We start from the raw sequence: 15,580 nt of genomic DNA on the forward strand, positions 1-15,580 counted from the left end.
GCCTGCCGCAGGCCCATGCCCTGCTGTGAGCCGAGTCACGCCAAATTTCGCTGGACGGGCGCGATCGGGAGCTTTAGCGTCCTTAATTAGATTGATTTTTCCATTATGCGAAGGCACCGGCGCCGCGCATACTGCTTTGCAGCAAAAACAAGGCGACGTACGACGGGAAGGTGGATCAGTGAGCAGCATGGACGCCGTGTGGGTACGGGGCGTGAACGGCATTCAGATGCATCACGTGACCGACCTTCAGGATGCCGGAAGATTTCTCGGCAACGCAGCGATGGCCCTGCGGGCCGCGCATGTGCGGACCGGCGCCGACCGGTACGTCGGACTTGCCGACGAGCTCAAGAACCTGGTGCAGCGGGTGCGGGAGCTGGAGGACGAGGCGCGCTCGAGCATGCACGAGCTGCATTCCAGCGACCCCGAGCGGTTCGTCCGCTGCCGGGACGGTCACGAGCCGTGGCCCGGCGAGATCCCCGCGGGATTCATTCCGCGCCACACCTGCAAGGATGAATGCCTGTACCACGATCGCGATGTCCTCGAAGCGCTCATGCAGTGCACCTGCGGCCGGCCGCCGTGCCAGGCGTGTGAGATCGGCGGACAGCTCTGACGCCCTGACGGGCCCGGACACGGCCCGCGGCGGGCTCCCCTGATGAGGGGAGCCCGCCGCGGGCCGTTGTCGTCCCCGGCCTTTGAGCGGCAGCTCAGGGTGTTGTTGGACACCAGGAGATCTCGTCGCCGACCGTTGACAGCGAGCGCGTGCGGTCGGAAGCTTCTTTCACATAGTGAAGTAAATTTCACTATACGTACGAACAGAGGAACGCGAAGGAGCGTGCCGATGCGTACCACCGTCGGGATCATCGGGGCCGGGCCGGCCGGGCTGCTGCTGGCGCGCCTGCTGCACAACGCGGGGATCGCGTTCGTCGTGCTGGAGAGCCGGGACCGGGTGTATGTGGAGCAGCGGCAGCGGGCCGGGATCCTGGAGCAGGGAACCGTGGACGTACTGCGGGCCGCCGGGGCCGGTGAGCGGATGGACCGGGAAGGGCTGCGGCACGACGGGATCGAGCTGCGGTACGTTACGTCCACGAGCCCATGCGGCACGGGCGGGTCTTCCTCGCCGGGGACGCCACGCACATCGTGCCGCCGACCGGCGCGAAGGGGCTCAACCTCGCCGTCGGCGACGTCGTCACCCTCGCGCGGGCCCTGTCGCACGAGAAGGAGACCGGTTCCAGCAAGCTGCTCGACAGCTACTCCGCGACCTGTCTGCGCCGCGTCTGGCAGGCCGAGCGGTTCTCGTACGGCATGACCACGCTGCTGCACCGCGACCCCGGCGCGACCCCCTTCGAGGACCGTATGCAGCTGGCCCGTCTGGAGCGGATCGCGAGCTCGCGGGCGGCCGAGACCGACCTCGCGGAGGGCTACACCGGGTTCCCTTTGGACCAGGACGTGGAATAAGACGGGCGGCGCGGCGGTAGTAAGAGGCAGCAGCGGCAGTCAGGGCGTCAGCCAGGACTGGGCGCGGTGTCACGGCTTCGTACCAGTCCGGGCGGGGCAAGGGACACACGCGTACCGTGGCACCACAAGGGAAAGATCCTCCCCAAGCACTAGGGTCATTCCTTTGCCTACCTATTACTCTTGAGCCCAAGGCCACGCAGGGTGGCCATGGAGGAGTGAAATGAGGAGCAGTAACCCGGTCTTCTCGCGACGGGGGTTCAGCCGCGACAACGGCTACGCGGGCTTCAACGCGGCGCCGCAGGCCGGGGGACCCGCTGTCGGCACCCAGGGCAACCCGCACGCCCAGCAGGGCGGCAACCCCTACGCGCAGAACCCGTACGCCCAGCAGGACCTGCAGTACGGCGCTCCGCCGCAGGCCCCGGTCACCACCACCGGCCGTATGACGATGGACGACGTCGTCATGCGCTCGGCCATGACGCTCGGCACGGTCACCGTCGGCGCCATCCTGGCCTGGGCGCTGCTGCCGGTGTCCAGCAGCAGCTACGGGCTCGCCATCGGCGCCGCCCTGGTCGCCTTCGTACTGGCCATGGTCCAGTCGTTCAAGCGCAAGGCCTCGCCCGCGCTGATCCTGGGTTACGCCGCCTTCGAGGGCGTCTTCCTCGGGGTCATCAGCGAGATGTTCAACGCGCGGTGGTCGGGCGCGCCCTTCCAGGCGGTCCTGGGCACCATGGCGGTCGCCGGAGCCACCCTCCTGGTCTACAAGGCGGGCTGGATCCGTGTGACCGCGCGGTATGCGCGCATCGGCATGGCCATCGCGATCGCCTTCATCCTGGTCACGGCGGTCAACCTGCTGCTGGTCGTCTTCGGTGTTGCCGAGGACGGCGGACTGCGCAGCATGGGCCCGCTCGGCGCGATCGTCGGCATCATCGCGATCCTGCTCGGCGCGTTCTTCCTGACCCTCGACTTCAAGCAGATCGAGGACGGAATCGCCTACGGCGCGCCCCGCGAGGAGGCCTGGCTGGCCGCGTTCGCCCTGACCATGAGCCTCGTGTGGATCTACATCGAGATGCTGCGCCTGGTCGCCATCTTCAGCGGCGACGACTAAACGACGGGGTATCCCTGGGTGCCTGAAGGGCCCGCGAACCGCCGGTTCGCGGGCCCTTCGTCGTCGGATGCCTGTCGTCTCGGCGGTGCGCGCTCAGAGCAGTTTGCGCGCGGCCCTCCTCAGGTCGTACTCGTGAATGATCGCCTTGGCGTGGCCGTACGCGAGATTGTGTTCGGCGCGGAGCCAGCTGACCTTCTCCTCGAAGCGGAAGAGGGCGGGGCCTTCCTCGACGGTGCGAAGCCAGTCGGAGACTTCACGACCGGTGCAGTGGGGGATGCGGGCGAGCAGATTGCGATGGGTCTCCTCGGAGAAGACATGGGACATCGGCGCCTCCGAACGCAAAGGGGATGTAAGCCGGTCCTTCACGCCACCGTGCCTGAGGGTTGGGTTGTTGGCAACAGTCCTGGAACGACGCGTAGTCTCGCGGCGTGCTTGATACGACGCCGCTGACCCGAGCTGTGGACCACTTCGCCGACCGGTTGCGGGCCGCGCCGCAGAGCCGCCTGCAACGGGGTGCGGCGGCCGAGGCCCTGGGTCTGGCCAGGGAGTTGGCACGGCGTGCCCAGCTTCTGGAGGGCGTGTCCGGGGAGCCCCGCGAGATGCCCGACGCGGGCATGTTCGCCGCCGCCGACCAAATCACCGTGGCCGCGCACGATTTGGCACTCGTACTGAAAGACGAAGGGGAGCTGGCGGAAGCGGTGGCTCTGGTGGCGGAGGCTCAGAAGCGCGCCGGGGTGTGACCGCCGTAGGCAAACGCGCCTGGTTCCGGTCGCCGTACGGAAACGCGCCGGGTCTGGTCGACTTCGGCGCGCTGCGTGCGTGCGGGGGTACGTCCGGGGGCGTCAGAGGGACGCGATGACCCTGTCCGCCAGGATGTACACGCTCTCCTCGCCGCACGCGAAGGTCAGCGTGTAGGCGCCGGAGATGCCCGAGCCGCCAAGGAGGACCGGGGTCTCGCCGGCGCGCAGGGCGGACGCCAGGCGTTCCGCGGTCTCGCGGTGGCCCGGGGTCATGCAGAGCGTCGTACCGTCGGCGAAGACGTAGACGTCCAGGGTGCCCAGCGGGCCCGGGCGGACGTCCGCCAGTTCCACGCCGGACTCGGCCAGTTCCTCCAGGGTGGCGACCGTACGCTCATGGTCATTCACGACAGGTGACTGGACCGGTACGAAGTCGGGGTGTGAGGGGTGACGGCGGCGGGCCGCGGCGAGTTCGGGGGAGTCCCCGGCGAACTCCTCGGCGTCCAGGCCGGGCTCGGTCACCGGCTCCAGGGGCTCCAGGCCCACGAAGTCCGACTGGCGCGGCGTGAACAGGTCGCTGTCCGGCATGCCTAGCAGCGACGGTGCGTCCGAGGCGTCGCGTGCCTCCTGGGCGGCCCAGAAGGCGCGCGCCTCGGCGAGCTCCCGCTCCCGCTCCTCGGCGAGCGCCTCGGTGACGGCCATGCGTATCTCATCCGCGTCAGCAGCCGCGCGCGCCGCGGGTACGAGGCCGCGTGCGGCGGGCATGGCGCGGCTCTCGGCCAGTTCGGTGTGCAGGGCCGCGACCTGCCGGCGCAGCCCCCGCAGGGAATGCAGCACGGCGACGCCCACGGCCGCGGTCGCGGCGGTGGTGAGCAGCAAAGCAATCGGCATGGCGCTCACTGACGTACTCCCGGTTCCAAAGTCGACCCCCGACTTCCTACATCAGCTTGAAGGGAAGACGGCCCAGCTGTCAGTGCGTAACGTCACGAAAGGGACAGGACTTTCGGCCTGATGTTTGGTTGCGCAATGGCTCTGACCTGCGTAAATCCCTCCCCGGGGGGAGATAGGTCACATCTTGGGGGGGATTGGATCACGAATCGGCCCAGGACCCGGTGTTCACGGGGTCCTGGGCCGATTCGGTCACGCTGGGTTCAACCGCGGTGACACCCGCGGTCGATGACTCAGCTGAGGCGCTCGATGACCATCGCCATGCCCTGGCCGCCGCCGACGCACATCGTCTCCAGGCCGAACTGCTTGTCGTGGAACTGGAGGCTGTTGATGAGCGTGCCGGTGATGCGGGCGCCGGTCATGCCGAAGGGGTGGCCGACGGCGATGGCGCCGCCGTTCACGTTCAGCTTGTCCAGCGGGATGTTCAGGTCGCGGTAGCTCGGGATCACCTGGGCGGCGAACGCCTCGTTGATCTCGAACAGGTCGATGTCGTCGACGGTCAGGCCGGCGCGCCGCAGCGCCTGCTTGCTCGCCTCCACCGGGCCGAGGCCCATGATCTCGGGCGACAGGCCGGTGACGCCGGTCGAGACGATGCGGGCGAGCGGGGTCAGGCCCAGCTCGCGGGCCTTGGTGTCACTCATGATGACGAGCGCGGCGGCGCCGTCGTTGAGCGGGCAGCAGTTGCCGGCCGTGACCATGCCGTCCGGGCGGAAGACCGGCTTCAGGCCCTGGACGCCCTCCAGGGTGACGCCGGCGCGCGGGCCGTCGTCCTTGCTGACGACCGTGCCGTCGGGGGTGGTGATCGGGGTGATCTCGCGCTCCCAGAAGCCATTCTTGATGGCTTCCTCGGCGAGGTTCTGGGAGCGGACACCGAACTCGTCCATGTCCTGGCGGGTGACGCCCTTCAGGCGGGCCAGGTTCTCGGCGGTCTGGCCCATCGCGATGTACGCGTCCGGGATCAGGCCGTCCTCGCGCGGGTCGTGCCAGGTCGAACCCTCCGTCTGCGCGACGGCGGCGGTGCGGGCCTCCGCGTCGGCGAAGAGGGGGTTGTGGGTGTCGGGCAGGCCGTCGGAGGTGCCCTTGACGGAGCGGGACACCATCTCCACGCCCGCCGAGATGAAGACGTCGCCCTCGCCCGCCTTGATGGCGTGCAGGGCCATGCGGGAGGTCTGGAGGGAAGAGGAGCAGTACCGGGTGATGGTGCAGCCCGGGAGGTGGTCCATGCCCATCTGTACGGCGACGATGCGGCCGAGGTTGTGGCCCTGCTCGCCGCCGGGGAGGCCGCAGCCGAGCATCAGGTCGTCGATGTCCTTCGGGTCCAGCTCGGGGACCTTGGCGAGGGCGGTCTCGATGATCGTGGCGGTCAGGTCGTCGGGGCGTACGTCCTTCAGGGAGCCCTTGAAGGCGCGGCCGATCGGGGAGCGGGCGGCTGAGACGATCACGGCTTCGGGCATCACGGCTCCAGAGAAGAGGGGCGGCGCGTAGCGCCTCGTTGAGGGGTGGCGGTCGGGCGACGGGTGGGAGTACGGGGTGATGGGGCGGACTGTCTGGGAAGCTACCCGTACGTATGGTCAGGGTCACGGGTGTGCGGGTGTGACTCGGGCCGCACTTTTCTAAGCGCTTGCTTTTCTCTGGCGGGGGCGCCTTGGGGAGGGGGTGCGGACAGGATGTTTTTCGCCCCCTCCGCCCCTACCCTCCCCCACTCTCGGCTTCGCTCGAGCGGGGGGACCCCCATCGTTCCTTGGGGGCTCCGCCCCCAAACCCCGTGTCGGGCTTCGCGCTCGTCCTCAAACGCCGGACGGGCTAGAGATTCCGGACGGGCTAGAGATTTCCGGCCGGGGCCGGGTCCGTGGCTGGGAGGCGGCGACGGCGGCGGCGTTTGAGGAGGGCCCAGGGGCCGCGGGGGGCCGTGGGCATCGCGGCCGTGACCTCGGTGCCGGGCTCGGACGCCGCCTCGGCTGCCGCGCGGGCGACCGGCAGGAAGCCCTCGCGGCGGGAGACGTCCGGGCGCTCCTCCTCGGCGGGCCACAGGCCCAGCGCCGCGCAGACCGTCGGCAGGACCGCCATCGCCGCCGTCGCGTACCCCTCCGCCGAGGGGTGATAGTTGTCGGGCCCGAACAGTTCCCGCGGGTTCGCCTCGAACTCCGGGCCCAGCAGGTCGCCCAGCGACACCGTGCGGCCGCCCTGTTCGACCGTACCGATCGTCTGGGCGGCCGCGAGCTGGCGCGACGCTCGTCGCGCCAGCCATCGCAACGGCTGCTGTACCTGCTCGACCGTCCCCAGGTCGGGACAGGTGCCGACGACGACCTCGGCACCGGCGGTACGCAGCCGCCGTACCGCCGCGGACAGATGACGCACCGACCGCGTCGGGGGCATCCGGTGCGTCACGTCGTTCGCACCGATCATGATCACGCAGACGTCGGGCACCCGCGAGGGGTCCGCGAGGGCGAGCCCCACCTGGCGGTCCAGGTCGTCCGACTGGGCCCCGGGCTGCGCCACATTGCACAGCTCCACCGGCTGCTCCGCCACCGCCGCGAGCCCGGAGGCCAGCAGCGCGCCCGGCGTCTGGCGGGCGCGGTGCACGCCCTGGCCCGCGGCCGTGGAGTCGCCGAGCATTGTCAGGCGGAGGGGCGGATCGTCAGGACCGGTGTACGCGTACCCGTACAGGCCGTCCGCGCGCGGCGCGTGTCCACTGTGCCCATTGCCCACATGGCGTTTCGCCAGCTGCACCTCGGCCAGCACCAGTCCGACGGCGGCCGCCCCGACCAGGCCGATCCCACCACCGCCGTACGCAGCGCCCGCCGCGATGCGCCGAGCCACCCTCGCCCTCGACAAGCTCGACATCCGTCGCCGCCACCTCCTCGTAGCCGTACAACCACTGCTTGCCCCGAAGAGCCGGTCAGCCAATCTCAACGGCACGTGAACGGTCGCCAGCGCCGTAGGCTGACGGGACCATCCCTTTTAGAACGCAGCTCCGGAGACAACGGTGCAATTCCACGACTCGATGATCAGTCTCGTCGGCAACACCCCGCTGGTGAGGCTCAACAACGTGACCGCGGGCATCCAGGCGACCGTCCTGGCGAAGGTTGAGTACTTCAACCCCGGCGGGTCCGTGAAGGACCGTATCGCCCTGCGCATGATCGAGGCCGCGGAGGAGAGCGGCGCCCTCAAGCCGGGGGGCACGATCGTCGAGCCGACCAGCGGGAACACCGGTGTCGGGCTGGCCATCGTGGCGCAGCAGAAGGGGTACAAGTGCATCTTCGTGTGCCCCGACAAGGTCTCCACCGACAAGATCAACGTGCTGCGCGCGTACGGTGCCGAAGTCGTCGTCTGCCCGACCGCCGTCGACCCCGAGCACCCGGACTCGTACTACAACGTCTCCGACCGGCTGGTGCGCGAGACGCCCGGCGCCTGGAAGCCCGACCAGTACTCCAACCCGAACAACCCGCTCTCGCACTATCACTCCACCGGCCCCGAGCTGTGGGAGCAGACGGAGGGCAAGATCACCCATTTCGTGGCGGGTGTGGGGACGGGCGGAACCATCTCCGGTACGGGCCGCTACCTGAAGGACGCCAGTGACGGCAAGGTGAAGGTCATCGGCGCCGACCCCGAGGGCTCCGTGTACTCCGGCGGCTCCGGACGGCCGTATCTGGTCGAGGGCGTCGGCGAGGACTTCTGGCCGACCGCGTACGACCGTACGGTCGCCGACGAGATCGTCGCCGTGTCCGACAAGGACTCCTTCCAGATGACGCGGCGGCTCGCCAAGGAGGAGGGCCTGCTCGTCGGCGGCTCCTGCGGCATGGCCGTCGTCGCCGCGCTGCGCGTGGCCGAGCGGCTCGGGCCCGATGACGTCGTCGTCGTGCTGCTTCCCGACAGCGGGCGCGGCTACCTCAGCAAGATCTTCAACGACGAGTGGATGGCCGACTACGGCTTCCTGGAGGACGCGGGCCCGAGCGCCCGCGTCGCCGACGTGCTGAACGACAAGGCCGGCGGCTCCATCCCCTCCCTCGTCCATATGCACCCGGACGAGACCGTCGGCGAGGCCATCGAGGTGCTGCGCGAGTACGGCGTCTCGCAGATGCCTATCGTGAAGCCGGGCGCCGGTCACCCGGACGTGATGGCCGCCGAGGTCGTCGGGTCCGTCGTCGAACGCGAGCTGCTCGACGCGCTGTTCGCCCAGCGGGCCTCCCTGGAGGACCCGCTGGAGAAGCACATGTCGCCGCCGCTGCCGCAGGTCGGCTCCGGCGAGCCGGTCGGCGACCTGATGTCCGTGCTCGGTGACGCCGACGCCGCGATCGTCCTGGTCGAGGGCAAGCCCACCGGTGTCGTCAGCCGTCAGGACCTGCTGTCCTTCCTTGCCAAGGGCGGCGCCAAGCAGTAGGGACGCGTTCCGGGGGCGTCCTGCGCCGGGGCGGGGGACGCCCTCGGCGGGGAACTTCGCGGAAGTGGTACGAGCGCGTCACGTCCGCGCAGCACCCGCTTAACACGGAACCGGCACATTAGGGGGTGTCGACAGGGCGGTGGGGGTACCTCCCAGGCGTTAAGCACTGGGGGAGGCTCCCCGCCCCGGCCGACACCGAAAACGGCGCCAAGGACCTCCGGAGCGGCTCCCGGACCTCCATGGACGCCACGGACGCGCAAGCCCGGCCCTGACCGGCCCGCGTCCTTCGCGGGGACCGCCGTCGTCCCGCCCCCCGGTAACGGGGGTGCGGCGGTCCCCGCGCAACACGTGGGAAGGGCCCGGCACTTGTCCTTCGGTCACAAGTGCCGGGCCCTTCCGTGTCGCTCACTCTTCCCAGTCGGAGTCCTTGCCCTTGCGGTGGCTGAAGAAGTTCGGGGACAGCCGCGCGGCCTGGACCACGTTCACCCCGACGATGCCGCCCCAGGCGACCAGCAGGCCGGGAAGGCCCGAGACACCGCCGCCGATCGCGGACAGGGGAACCGCCAGGACGAGCGAGACGATCCCGAAGCCGAAGCGCTCGCCCCAGGAGTCGGACGACTCGGGCGAACGCGCGCCCCGGGCCACCACCATCTGCTGTTCGGCCAGCTGGCGCCGCACCCGGCGGTCGACCGCGCCGTCGAGGCGCTGCTCGACCTTCTCCAGGAACGAGTCGACCAGCGCGGACTCGTACTCGTCGCCCAGTTCCCTGCGCGCGTGCAGGGTGGCGTTGAGTTCCTTCTTCAGTTCGGCGTCACCGCGCGCCTCCATACCGGTCATGCACCTCACGGTAGGGAGTCGAGGGCCCCGGGGCACTGGGGATAGCCCCCCTGTTTGCGACGGGGCTGCGCCCGACGGGGCTGCGCCCCTGCGGCCGTGCAGGCAACTGGGCCGCGCCGCACCGGCCGTGCACGAGGGCTCAGGGCAGCAACGCCACGCGCCCGGTGTCGAGATCGAACCACGCGGCGGCGACCTCGGCCGAGGCGAACGCCGGATCCGCCCGGATCGCGTCCCGCACCCGCACGGTATGGGCCCGTGCGGTGTGATCCGCCCAGTCTCCGCGCGCGGTCCGGGTCCGCAGCGCCGCAGGGGCTATCCCGTCCACCAGCAGGGCGAGATGCCCCGGCACCGGCGCCCCCGTACGGAGATACTCAAGCGTCGCCGCGACCGCACCGCATCGCTCGTGGCCCAGCACCAGCACCAACGGAATGCGTAGCTCGGCCACCCCGTACTGGATGGACCCGAGCACCGCCTTGTCCAGCACTTGGCCCGCGGTCCGGGTGCAGAGCAGGTCCCCGAGCCCTTGGTCGAAGACCAGCTCGGGCGGCACGCGGGAGTCGATGCACCCGACGACGACCGCGAACGGGTGCTGCTCGGCCGCGAGGACCTGCCGCCGGGCGCGCTCCTCGTGCGGATGACGAGAGCGCCCGGCGGCGTACCGCCGGTTGCCCGCGAGGAGTTCGGCGAGGGCCGCGCGGGCGGTCGTCGGGTGTGGGGGTGGGTGCGTGTGCCGGGGCGGGGGTGGATGTGCTGCGGTGGCGGCCAGGACGGCCGGGGTCGCGGTGAGCGCGGTGGTGGCCGCCGCCAGCAGGGCCCTGCGGTTCGAGGGCATGACGCTCCCTCAGGTGGTGGGCTGGTTGTGTCCGCTCACCGTACGCAGCGCACATCACCCTGAGTGCCCGTTTGGTGACCCTCGGGTGGTTCGATGTCGGATCATCACCGCCCCGAGACCGGTTCTTGATCAAGAGCCGGTGCATACGCCGTCCGCTCCGGAATGTGCGCCGTGTTGCGCCGTGCGACCAGCCGCTACAGCACCCCCGGACCCCCGAGGCCCGCCGTCACTTGGCCAGCCCGTGCTGCGCGGCGTACGCGTTCGCCACGTCCTCCGGGTCCTTCTTGTCCTTGTCCACCTGGCGGTTGAGTTCGGTGAGCTGGGCCGTGGTGAGGATGTTGCCGAGCCTGGCGAGGGCCTTGCGGACCGTGGAGTCGGCCTTGCGGTCGGCGATCAGGGGGACGATGTGCTGGCCGGGGATGAGGTTCTCGGGGTCGGACAGGACCACCCAGTCGTTGGCCTGGATGTCGGTGTCGGTGGTGAAGAGGTTCGCCACGTCCACGTCGCCCTTCTTCAAGGCGCCCTTGACCAACGGGCCGGAGGAGTCGAGGGACTTGAACTCCTTGAACTCGACGCCGTACACGTCCTTCAGGCCCACCGCGCCGACCTCGCGCTTCTTCACCTCGGGCGCCGCGCCGATGACCAGCTTGCCGTTCTGCTTCTTCAGGTCGGCGAGTGAGGTCAGGCCGTACTTCTTCGCGGTCTCCCGGGTGACCGCGAAGGCGTCCGAGTCCTCGGCCATCCCGTAGGGGAGGATCTGGAGGCCCGCCGGGAGCGCGACGGCGAGGGCGTTCTGCATCTCGCCCTCCTCCGTGGCCTTCGACTTGGGGGCGAGGTAGTGGAGCAGGGCGCCCTGGTACTCGGGGAGCAGGTCGATGTCGCCGCCCTTGAGCGCGGGGATGAGGATCTCGCGGGTGCCGAGGTTGGGGCGGACCGTCGTCTTGACGCCCGCCGCTTCCAGGACGGCGGCGTACAGGTAGCCCAGCACCTGGTTCTCGGTGAAGTTGGCGGTGCCGATGGTGATGCCGTCCTTGCTGGAGCCGCCGCCCGCGGCGGCGTTGCCCTCGCCGTCGAGCGAGGTGATCCCGCTGCTGCACGCGGCCAGGGCGGGGACGGAGGCGGTGGCGAGCAGGCCGCCGAGGAGAGTACGTCGGTTCATGGCTGGGTGCTCCTAGGCGGGGCGGTGGCGGAAGAGGACGCGCTGGAGCGCGGACAGGGCGAGGTCGAGGACGACGGCGAGCACGGCCACGAGCACCGCGCCGCCGAGCACCTGCACCAGGTCGCGCTGGGCGAGGCCGTCGAAGACGTAGCGGCCGAGGCCGCCGAAGGAGACGTACGCGGCGATCGTGGCCGTCGCGACCACCTGGATCAGCGCGAGCCGCAGGCCCGTCATGATCAGGGGGAGTGCGAGGGGCAACTCGACCTGGAACAGCACCTGGTGGGCGCGCATGCCCTGGCCGCGTGCCGCGTCCTTCACATCCTGGTCGACGGCGGTCATGCCCGCGTACGTGTTCGTCACGATCGACGGGACCGCGAGGGCGACCAGCGCGATGTACACCGGCCACATCGACAGACCGCTCGCCAGGAAGACGAGGACGACCAGGCCGACCGTCGGCAGGGCGCGGCCGAAGGAGGAGAGGTTGATCGCGAGGAAGGCGCCGCGTCCGGTGTGGCCGATCAGCAGGCCGACCGGCAGCGCGATGGCGGCCGCGACGAGCGTGGCGAGCAGCGAGTACTGGAGGTGTTCGGCGAGGCGGTGCGCGATGCCGTCCGTGCCGGACCACCGGTCGCCGGTGACCAGCCAGTTGCCGAGGTTCTTGAAGAGTTCGTACATCAGGCTCGCCGCCTCGTCCACGGGGTGAGTACGTACTGGATCGCGACCAGCAGCGCGTCCGCGACCAGGGCCAGCAGGAGCGTCAGAACGACGCCGACGATCACCGGCGTCGGGAAGTTGCGCTGGAAGCCGTCGGTGAAGAGCTGGCCGAGTCCGCCGTCGCCGATGTACGTGGCGACGGAGACCAGCGAGATCGACATGACCGTCGCGATCCGCACCCCCGCCATGATCACGGGGAGGGCGAGGGGGAGTTCGACGGTCAGGAGGGTGCGCAGGGGGCGTGTGCCCATCGCCTTCGCGGCTTCCTTGGTCTTCACCGGGACCGAGTCGAGGCCCTCGACCGTGTTCCGGAGCAGGACGACCAGGGTGTAGATCGTCAGGCCGATGACGGTGGTGGTGCGGGTCAGCCCGCTCACCGGCAGCAGGAGGACGAAGATCGCGATCGACGGGATCGTGAACAGCACGTTCGAGAGCCCGAGGAGGAGGCCGCGCAGGGGGCGGATCCGGTGGGCGATCACGGCCAGGGGGAGGGAGATCAGCAGGCCGAAGAAGACGGCGGAGAGCGCGGCTTGGAGGTGGGAGACGGTGAGGGTGGTGAGGTCGTCGGTGTGGTCGGCCAGCCATGACCAGTCGATGGTCATATGGCCACGCTCGCGGTGGTGTGGGCCTGGCCGGCGTGCTTGTGGATGTCGTCGCGGGAGGTGACGCCGGTGAGGGCGCCGTTCGCATCGACACGTGCCACGAGGCCGGTGGGGGAGGCGATGGACTCGTTGAGCGCCGACAGCAGGGAGTCGGTGTCCTTGAGCGGCCGTACGGGGAGTTCGGTGCCGGCGGCGGTGCCGGTGCCGGTGTCGGCCGTGCGCCAGTGCAGCGGTCTGCGCGCCTCGTCGAGGACGAGGGTCCAGGCGCCGCTCTCGGGGGCCGGGCCCTGCGGGACGTCCTTGAGCGTGGTGAGGGAGAGCAGCTTGAGCCCGCGCTCCGCGCCCAGGAAGTCCGCCACGAAGTCGTCCGCGGGGCGGGCCAGCAGTTCCGCGGGCGTCGCGCACTGCACCAGGTGGCCGCCGGTGCGGAAGACCGCGATCTGGTCGCCGAGCCGTACCGCCTCGTCGATGTCGTGCGTGACGAAGACGATGGTCTTGCTCAGCTCCTTCTGCAGACGGAGCAGTTCGTCCTGGAGCTGGGTGCGTACGACCGGGTCGACCGCGCCGAAGGGCTCGTCCATGAGGAGGACGGGCGGGTCGGCGGCGAGCGCGCGGGCGACGCCGACGCGCTGCTGCTGGCCGCCGGAGAGCTGGTGCGGGAACCGCTTGCCGGCGTCGGCGCTGAGGCCGACGGTTTCCAGGAGTTCGGCCGCGCGCGTCCGGGCCTTCTTGCGGCCCCAGCCCAGGAGGAGGGGCACGGTGGCGATGTTGTCGAGCACCGTGCGGTGCGGGAAGAGGCCCGACTGCTGGATGACGTAGCCGATGGAGCGGCGCAGCTCGGCGGCGTCCTGATCGAGGACGTCCTTGCCGCCGACGCGGATGGTTCCGGAGGTCGGATCGACCATCCGGTTGATCATCCGCAGGGTGGTCGTCTTACCGCAACCGGAAGATCCGACGAGGACGGTCACGCCGCCTTCCGGCATGTCGAGGGAGAGGTCGTGGACGGCTGTCGTGCCGTTCGGGAAGCGCTTGTGGACCGTGTCGAACTGGATCATGAGGTGTCCCTTGCCCGGTCTGTATATCGTCATGCAGAGTTCTCTGTACCTGAATAGCTTGTCAACGGTCCGGCGTTAATCGCTGGTTACTTGTGGCCACCAGGCAAGATCTGATGTCCGGATTGAGGAGGGTTTGCGCTCCATGTCGTCTCGGAATGTGGATGTGACGTCTGCGGACGCGGCGGGCCTCGTGGTCCTGGACGGGGTCAGCGCCGGCGTCGACGACATCGTGCGCCTGGCCGACGGGCGCGCGCGGCCGGTCCCCGGCACCGATGCGCTGAAGCGGGTCGAGGAGTCCTGGGGCGTGGCCCGGCAGATTGCCGCGACCGGCCGAGTCTACGGTCGCTCCACCGGCGTCGGCGCCAACCGGAATGAGGACGTGCCGACCGAGGCCGCCGCCGGACACGGCCTGCGACTGCTGCGCAGCCATGCCGGAGCCATCGGGGAGGAGCTCCCCGCCCGCCAGGTCCGCGCCATGCTCGCCGTCCGTGCCAACCAGCTCCTGGCGGGCGGCGCGGGCCTGCGCCCCAGCGTCGTCACGGCGCTGTGCGAGGCGCTGGAGAGCGGGGCGTATCCCGCGGTGAACGAGTTCGGATCCGTGGGCACGGGGGACATCGCGGCCCTGGCGCAGGTGGGCCTCGCGCTGGCGGGGGAGCATCCCTGGCGGAAAGCGGAGCGGTCTCCGTGGCGGGAATCGAGGGGGCCGGCAGGGCTGGACTCGGAGGCGCCCGCGTGGTGGGAGTCGGAGGTCCCCGCGTGGCGGGGATCAGGCGCTCCTGAACCCCAGCCCCTCGACAACAACGACGCCCTCGCGCTCATCAGCAGCAACGCCCTCACGCTCGGGCAGGCCACGCTCGCGTTGAACGAGCTGCGCGGTCTGATCGGGGCCACGCAGGTCGTGGCCGCGCTGTCGCTGCTGGCCGTCGACGGCTCGCACGAGGCGTACGCGGCGCCCGTGCATGCCGCCCGCCCGCACAAGGGGTCGGCCGAAGTGGCGCGGCGGATGCGGGAGTTGATCGGTGCCGCGGACCGGCCGACGCCACCGCTCGGGCGGATCCAGGACCCGTACGGCTTCCGGTGCATCCCGCAGATCCACGGGCCCGCGCACGACGCCGCCGACGCACTGGAGGCAGTCCTCACGGTGGAGATCAACGCCGCCGCCGAGAACCCCCTCATCTCGCCCGAGGACATGGCCGCGTACCACCACGGCGGCTTCTACCAGGCCCAACTCGCCCTCTCCCTCGATCACTTCAGGCTGGCCGTGACGCAGGTCGCGCGCCTGTCCACCTCCCGTCTCTCCACCCTCAACGAACCCGCCTACACCCGGCTGCGCCCCTTCCTCGCCGACCACGAGCCCGCGTCCTCCGGCGTGATGATCCTGGAGTACGCCGCCGGTGCCGCCCTCGGTGACCTGCGGGCCTTCTCCGCGCCCGCCTCGCTCGGCCACGCTGTACTCTCCCGGGGCGTCGAGGAGCAGGCGAGTTTCGCCTCGCTCGCCGCCCGTCAGACACTGCGGGCGTGCGGCGCGTACCGTCTCGTCGTCGGCTGTGAACTGGTCGCCGCCGTACGGGCGCTGCGCCAGCGCGACCTGCGGCCCGACCCGGACCTGCCGGCGGGCCGCGCACTGGAACTGGCCGAGTCGGTCCTCGATCCGGACCAGGCCGACCGGCCGCTCACGGACGACGTGACAGCGGCGGCCGCGCTGCTCGACCGGTTCACGGACATCTGGAGGGGGAGCACGTCATGAGCGTGGAC

The 15,580-nt window shown here is 70.3% G+C and carries 15 protein-coding genes and 1 pseudogene; 6 read left to right on the forward strand and 10 right to left on the reverse strand.

Going from position 1 to position 15,580, the window contains the following annotated elements:
* Positions 1 to 187 precede the first annotated feature (187 nt).
* The 3 genes and pseudogenes from C4B68_RS23810 to C4B68_RS23820 all read left to right on the forward strand — a co-directional run bounded on the left by C4B68_RS23810 (position 188) and on the right by C4B68_RS23820 (position 2,560).
* Positions 188 to 610, forward strand: coding sequence for a hypothetical protein (locus C4B68_RS23810; RefSeq protein ID WP_099501763.1), 423 nt, complete (start codon positions 188 to 190; stop codon positions 608 to 610).
* Positions 611 to 838: 228 nt separating this feature from the next.
* Positions 839 to 1,455 (forward strand): annotated as a pseudogene (locus tag C4B68_RS23815) (FAD-dependent monooxygenase).
* Positions 1,456 to 1,675: 220 nt separating this feature from the next.
* Positions 1,676 to 2,560, forward strand: coding sequence for a Bax inhibitor-1/YccA family protein (locus C4B68_RS23820; RefSeq protein WP_099501761.1), 885 nt, complete (start codon positions 1,676 to 1,678; stop codon positions 2,558 to 2,560).
* Between the two features lie 93 nt (positions 2,561 to 2,653).
* Here the strand turns inward: C4B68_RS23820 and C4B68_RS23825 are convergent, their stop codons facing one another.
* Positions 2,654 to 2,884 carry a DUF4287 domain-containing protein gene (locus C4B68_RS23825; protein WP_099501759.1) on the reverse strand — a complete coding sequence of 77 codons (231 nt, stop codon included), beginning with the start codon at positions 2,882 to 2,884 and terminating at the stop codon, positions 2,654 to 2,656.
* Positions 2,885 to 2,988: 104 nt separating this feature from the next.
* Between C4B68_RS23825 and C4B68_RS23830 the strand changes: the two genes are divergently transcribed.
* Positions 2,989 to 3,300 carry a hypothetical protein gene (locus tag C4B68_RS23830; RefSeq protein WP_167459148.1) on the forward strand — a complete coding sequence of 104 codons (312 nt, stop codon included), beginning with the start codon at positions 2,989 to 2,991 and terminating at the stop codon, positions 3,298 to 3,300.
* A gap of 102 nt (positions 3,301 to 3,402) precedes the next feature.
* Here C4B68_RS23830 and C4B68_RS23835 read toward each other — a convergent pair whose 3' ends face one another.
* The 3 genes from C4B68_RS23835 to C4B68_RS23845 all read right to left on the reverse strand — a co-directional run bounded on the left by C4B68_RS23835 (position 3,403) and on the right by C4B68_RS23845 (position 7,089).
* A complete protein-coding gene (locus C4B68_RS23835; protein ID WP_099501757.1) occupies positions 3,403 to 4,188 on the reverse strand; it encodes a hypothetical protein in 786 nt (261 codons plus the stop codon).
* 290 nt (positions 4,189 to 4,478) lie between these two features.
* Positions 4,479 to 5,699: an acetyl-CoA C-acetyltransferase gene (locus C4B68_RS23840; protein ID WP_099501755.1), complete on the reverse strand. Its 1,221-nt coding sequence runs from the start codon at positions 5,697 to 5,699 to the stop codon at positions 4,479 to 4,481.
* A 367-nt stretch (positions 5,700 to 6,066) separates the two neighbouring features.
* Positions 6,067 to 7,089: an SGNH/GDSL hydrolase family protein gene (locus tag C4B68_RS23845; RefSeq protein ID WP_180289247.1), complete on the reverse strand. Its 1,023-nt coding sequence runs from the start codon at positions 7,087 to 7,089 to the stop codon at positions 6,067 to 6,069.
* A gap of 142 nt (positions 7,090 to 7,231) precedes the next feature.
* Between C4B68_RS23845 and C4B68_RS23850 the strand changes: the two genes are divergently transcribed.
* A complete protein-coding gene (locus tag C4B68_RS23850; RefSeq protein ID WP_099501751.1) occupies positions 7,232 to 8,626 on the forward strand; it encodes a cystathionine beta-synthase in 1,395 nt (464 codons plus the stop codon).
* A 405-nt stretch (positions 8,627 to 9,031) separates the two neighbouring features.
* Here C4B68_RS23850 and C4B68_RS23855 read toward each other — a convergent pair whose 3' ends face one another.
* From C4B68_RS23855 to C4B68_RS23880, 6 genes are all read right to left on the reverse strand, one after another.
* Positions 9,032 to 9,463, reverse strand: coding sequence for a hypothetical protein (locus C4B68_RS23855; RefSeq protein WP_167459149.1), 432 nt, complete (start codon positions 9,461 to 9,463; stop codon positions 9,032 to 9,034).
* Positions 9,464 to 9,602: 139 nt separating this feature from the next.
* On the reverse strand, positions 9,603 to 10,295 hold the full coding sequence (locus C4B68_RS23860; protein WP_099501748.1) for a carbonic anhydrase: 693 nt from the start codon (positions 10,293 to 10,295) through the stop codon (positions 9,603 to 9,605).
* 226 nt (positions 10,296 to 10,521) lie between these two features.
* Complete coding sequence (locus C4B68_RS23865; RefSeq protein WP_099501746.1) at positions 10,522 to 11,454, reverse strand: ABC transporter substrate-binding protein; 933 nt, start codon at positions 11,452 to 11,454, stop codon at positions 10,522 to 10,524.
* 12 nt (positions 11,455 to 11,466) lie between these two features.
* Positions 11,467 to 12,129, reverse strand: coding sequence for an ABC transporter permease (locus C4B68_RS23870; RefSeq protein ID WP_099501938.1), 663 nt, complete (start codon positions 12,127 to 12,129; stop codon positions 11,467 to 11,469).
* On the reverse strand, positions 12,129 to 12,770 hold the full coding sequence (locus C4B68_RS23875) for an ABC transporter permease (protein WP_099501744.1): 642 nt from the start codon (positions 12,768 to 12,770) through the stop codon (positions 12,129 to 12,131). The genes C4B68_RS23870 and C4B68_RS23875 overlap by 1 nt, the downstream gene beginning before the upstream one ends.
* Positions 12,767 to 13,825 carry an ABC transporter ATP-binding protein gene (locus C4B68_RS23880; protein ID WP_099501743.1) on the reverse strand — a complete coding sequence of 353 codons (1,059 nt, stop codon included), beginning with the start codon at positions 13,823 to 13,825 and terminating at the stop codon, positions 12,767 to 12,769. The genes C4B68_RS23875 and C4B68_RS23880 overlap by 4 nt, the downstream gene beginning before the upstream one ends.
* 142 nt (positions 13,826 to 13,967) lie before the next feature.
* On the opposite strand from C4B68_RS23880, the gene C4B68_RS23885 reads away from it, so the two are divergent.
* Positions 13,968 to 15,572: an aromatic amino acid ammonia-lyase gene (locus tag C4B68_RS23885; protein WP_099501741.1), complete on the forward strand. Its 1,605-nt coding sequence runs from the start codon at positions 13,968 to 13,970 to the stop codon at positions 15,570 to 15,572.
* The last annotated feature ends 8 nt before the right edge of the window (positions 15,573 to 15,580 follow it).

The sequence above is a fragment of the Streptomyces dengpaensis genome (genome assembly GCF_002946835.1).
In the GTDB taxonomy this organism is placed as follows: domain Bacteria; phylum Actinomycetota; class Actinomycetes; order Streptomycetales; family Streptomycetaceae; genus Streptomyces; species Streptomyces dengpaensis.

What these genes read in the sequence shown, in the direction of transcription:
- C4B68_RS23810 (WP_099501763.1), top strand. Translation starts at nt 188, where the DNA reads ATGGACGCCGTGTGGGTACGGGGCGTGAACGGCATTCAGATGCATCAC.
- C4B68_RS23820 (WP_099501761.1), top strand. Translation starts at nt 1,676, where the DNA reads ATGAGGAGCAGTAACCCGGTCTTCTCGCGACGGGGGTTCAGCCGCGAC.
- C4B68_RS23825 (WP_099501759.1), bottom strand. Translation starts at nt 2,884, where the DNA reads ATGTCCCATGTCTTCTCCGAGGAGACCCATCGCAATCTGCTCGCCCGC.
- C4B68_RS23835 (WP_099501757.1), bottom strand. Translation starts at nt 4,188, where the DNA reads ATGCCGATTGCTTTGCTGCTCACCACCGCCGCGACCGCGGCCGTGGGC.
- C4B68_RS23840 (WP_099501755.1), bottom strand. Translation starts at nt 5,699, where the DNA reads ATGCCCGAAGCCGTGATCGTCTCAGCCGCCCGCTCCCCGATCGGCCGC.
- C4B68_RS23845 (WP_180289247.1), bottom strand. Translation starts at nt 7,089, where the DNA reads ATGTCGAGCTTGTCGAGGGCGAGGGTGGCTCGGCGCATCGCGGCGGGC.
- C4B68_RS23855 (WP_167459149.1), bottom strand. Translation starts at nt 9,463, where the DNA reads ATGACCGGTATGGAGGCGCGCGGTGACGCCGAACTGAAGAAGGAACTC.
- C4B68_RS23860 (WP_099501748.1), bottom strand. Translation starts at nt 10,295, where the DNA reads ATGCCCTCGAACCGCAGGGCCCTGCTGGCGGCGGCCACCACCGCGCTC.
- C4B68_RS23865 (WP_099501746.1), bottom strand. Translation starts at nt 11,454, where the DNA reads ATGAACCGACGTACTCTCCTCGGCGGCCTGCTCGCCACCGCCTCCGTC.
- C4B68_RS23870 (WP_099501938.1), bottom strand. Translation starts at nt 12,129, where the DNA reads ATGTACGAACTCTTCAAGAACCTCGGCAACTGGCTGGTCACCGGCGAC.
- C4B68_RS23875 (WP_099501744.1), bottom strand. Translation starts at nt 12,770, where the DNA reads ATGACCATCGACTGGTCATGGCTGGCCGACCACACCGACGACCTCACC.
- C4B68_RS23880 (WP_099501743.1), bottom strand. Translation starts at nt 13,825, where the DNA reads ATGATCCAGTTCGACACGGTCCACAAGCGCTTCCCGAACGGCACGACA.
- C4B68_RS23885 (WP_099501741.1), top strand. Translation starts at nt 13,968, where the DNA reads ATGTCGTCTCGGAATGTGGATGTGACGTCTGCGGACGCGGCGGGCCTC.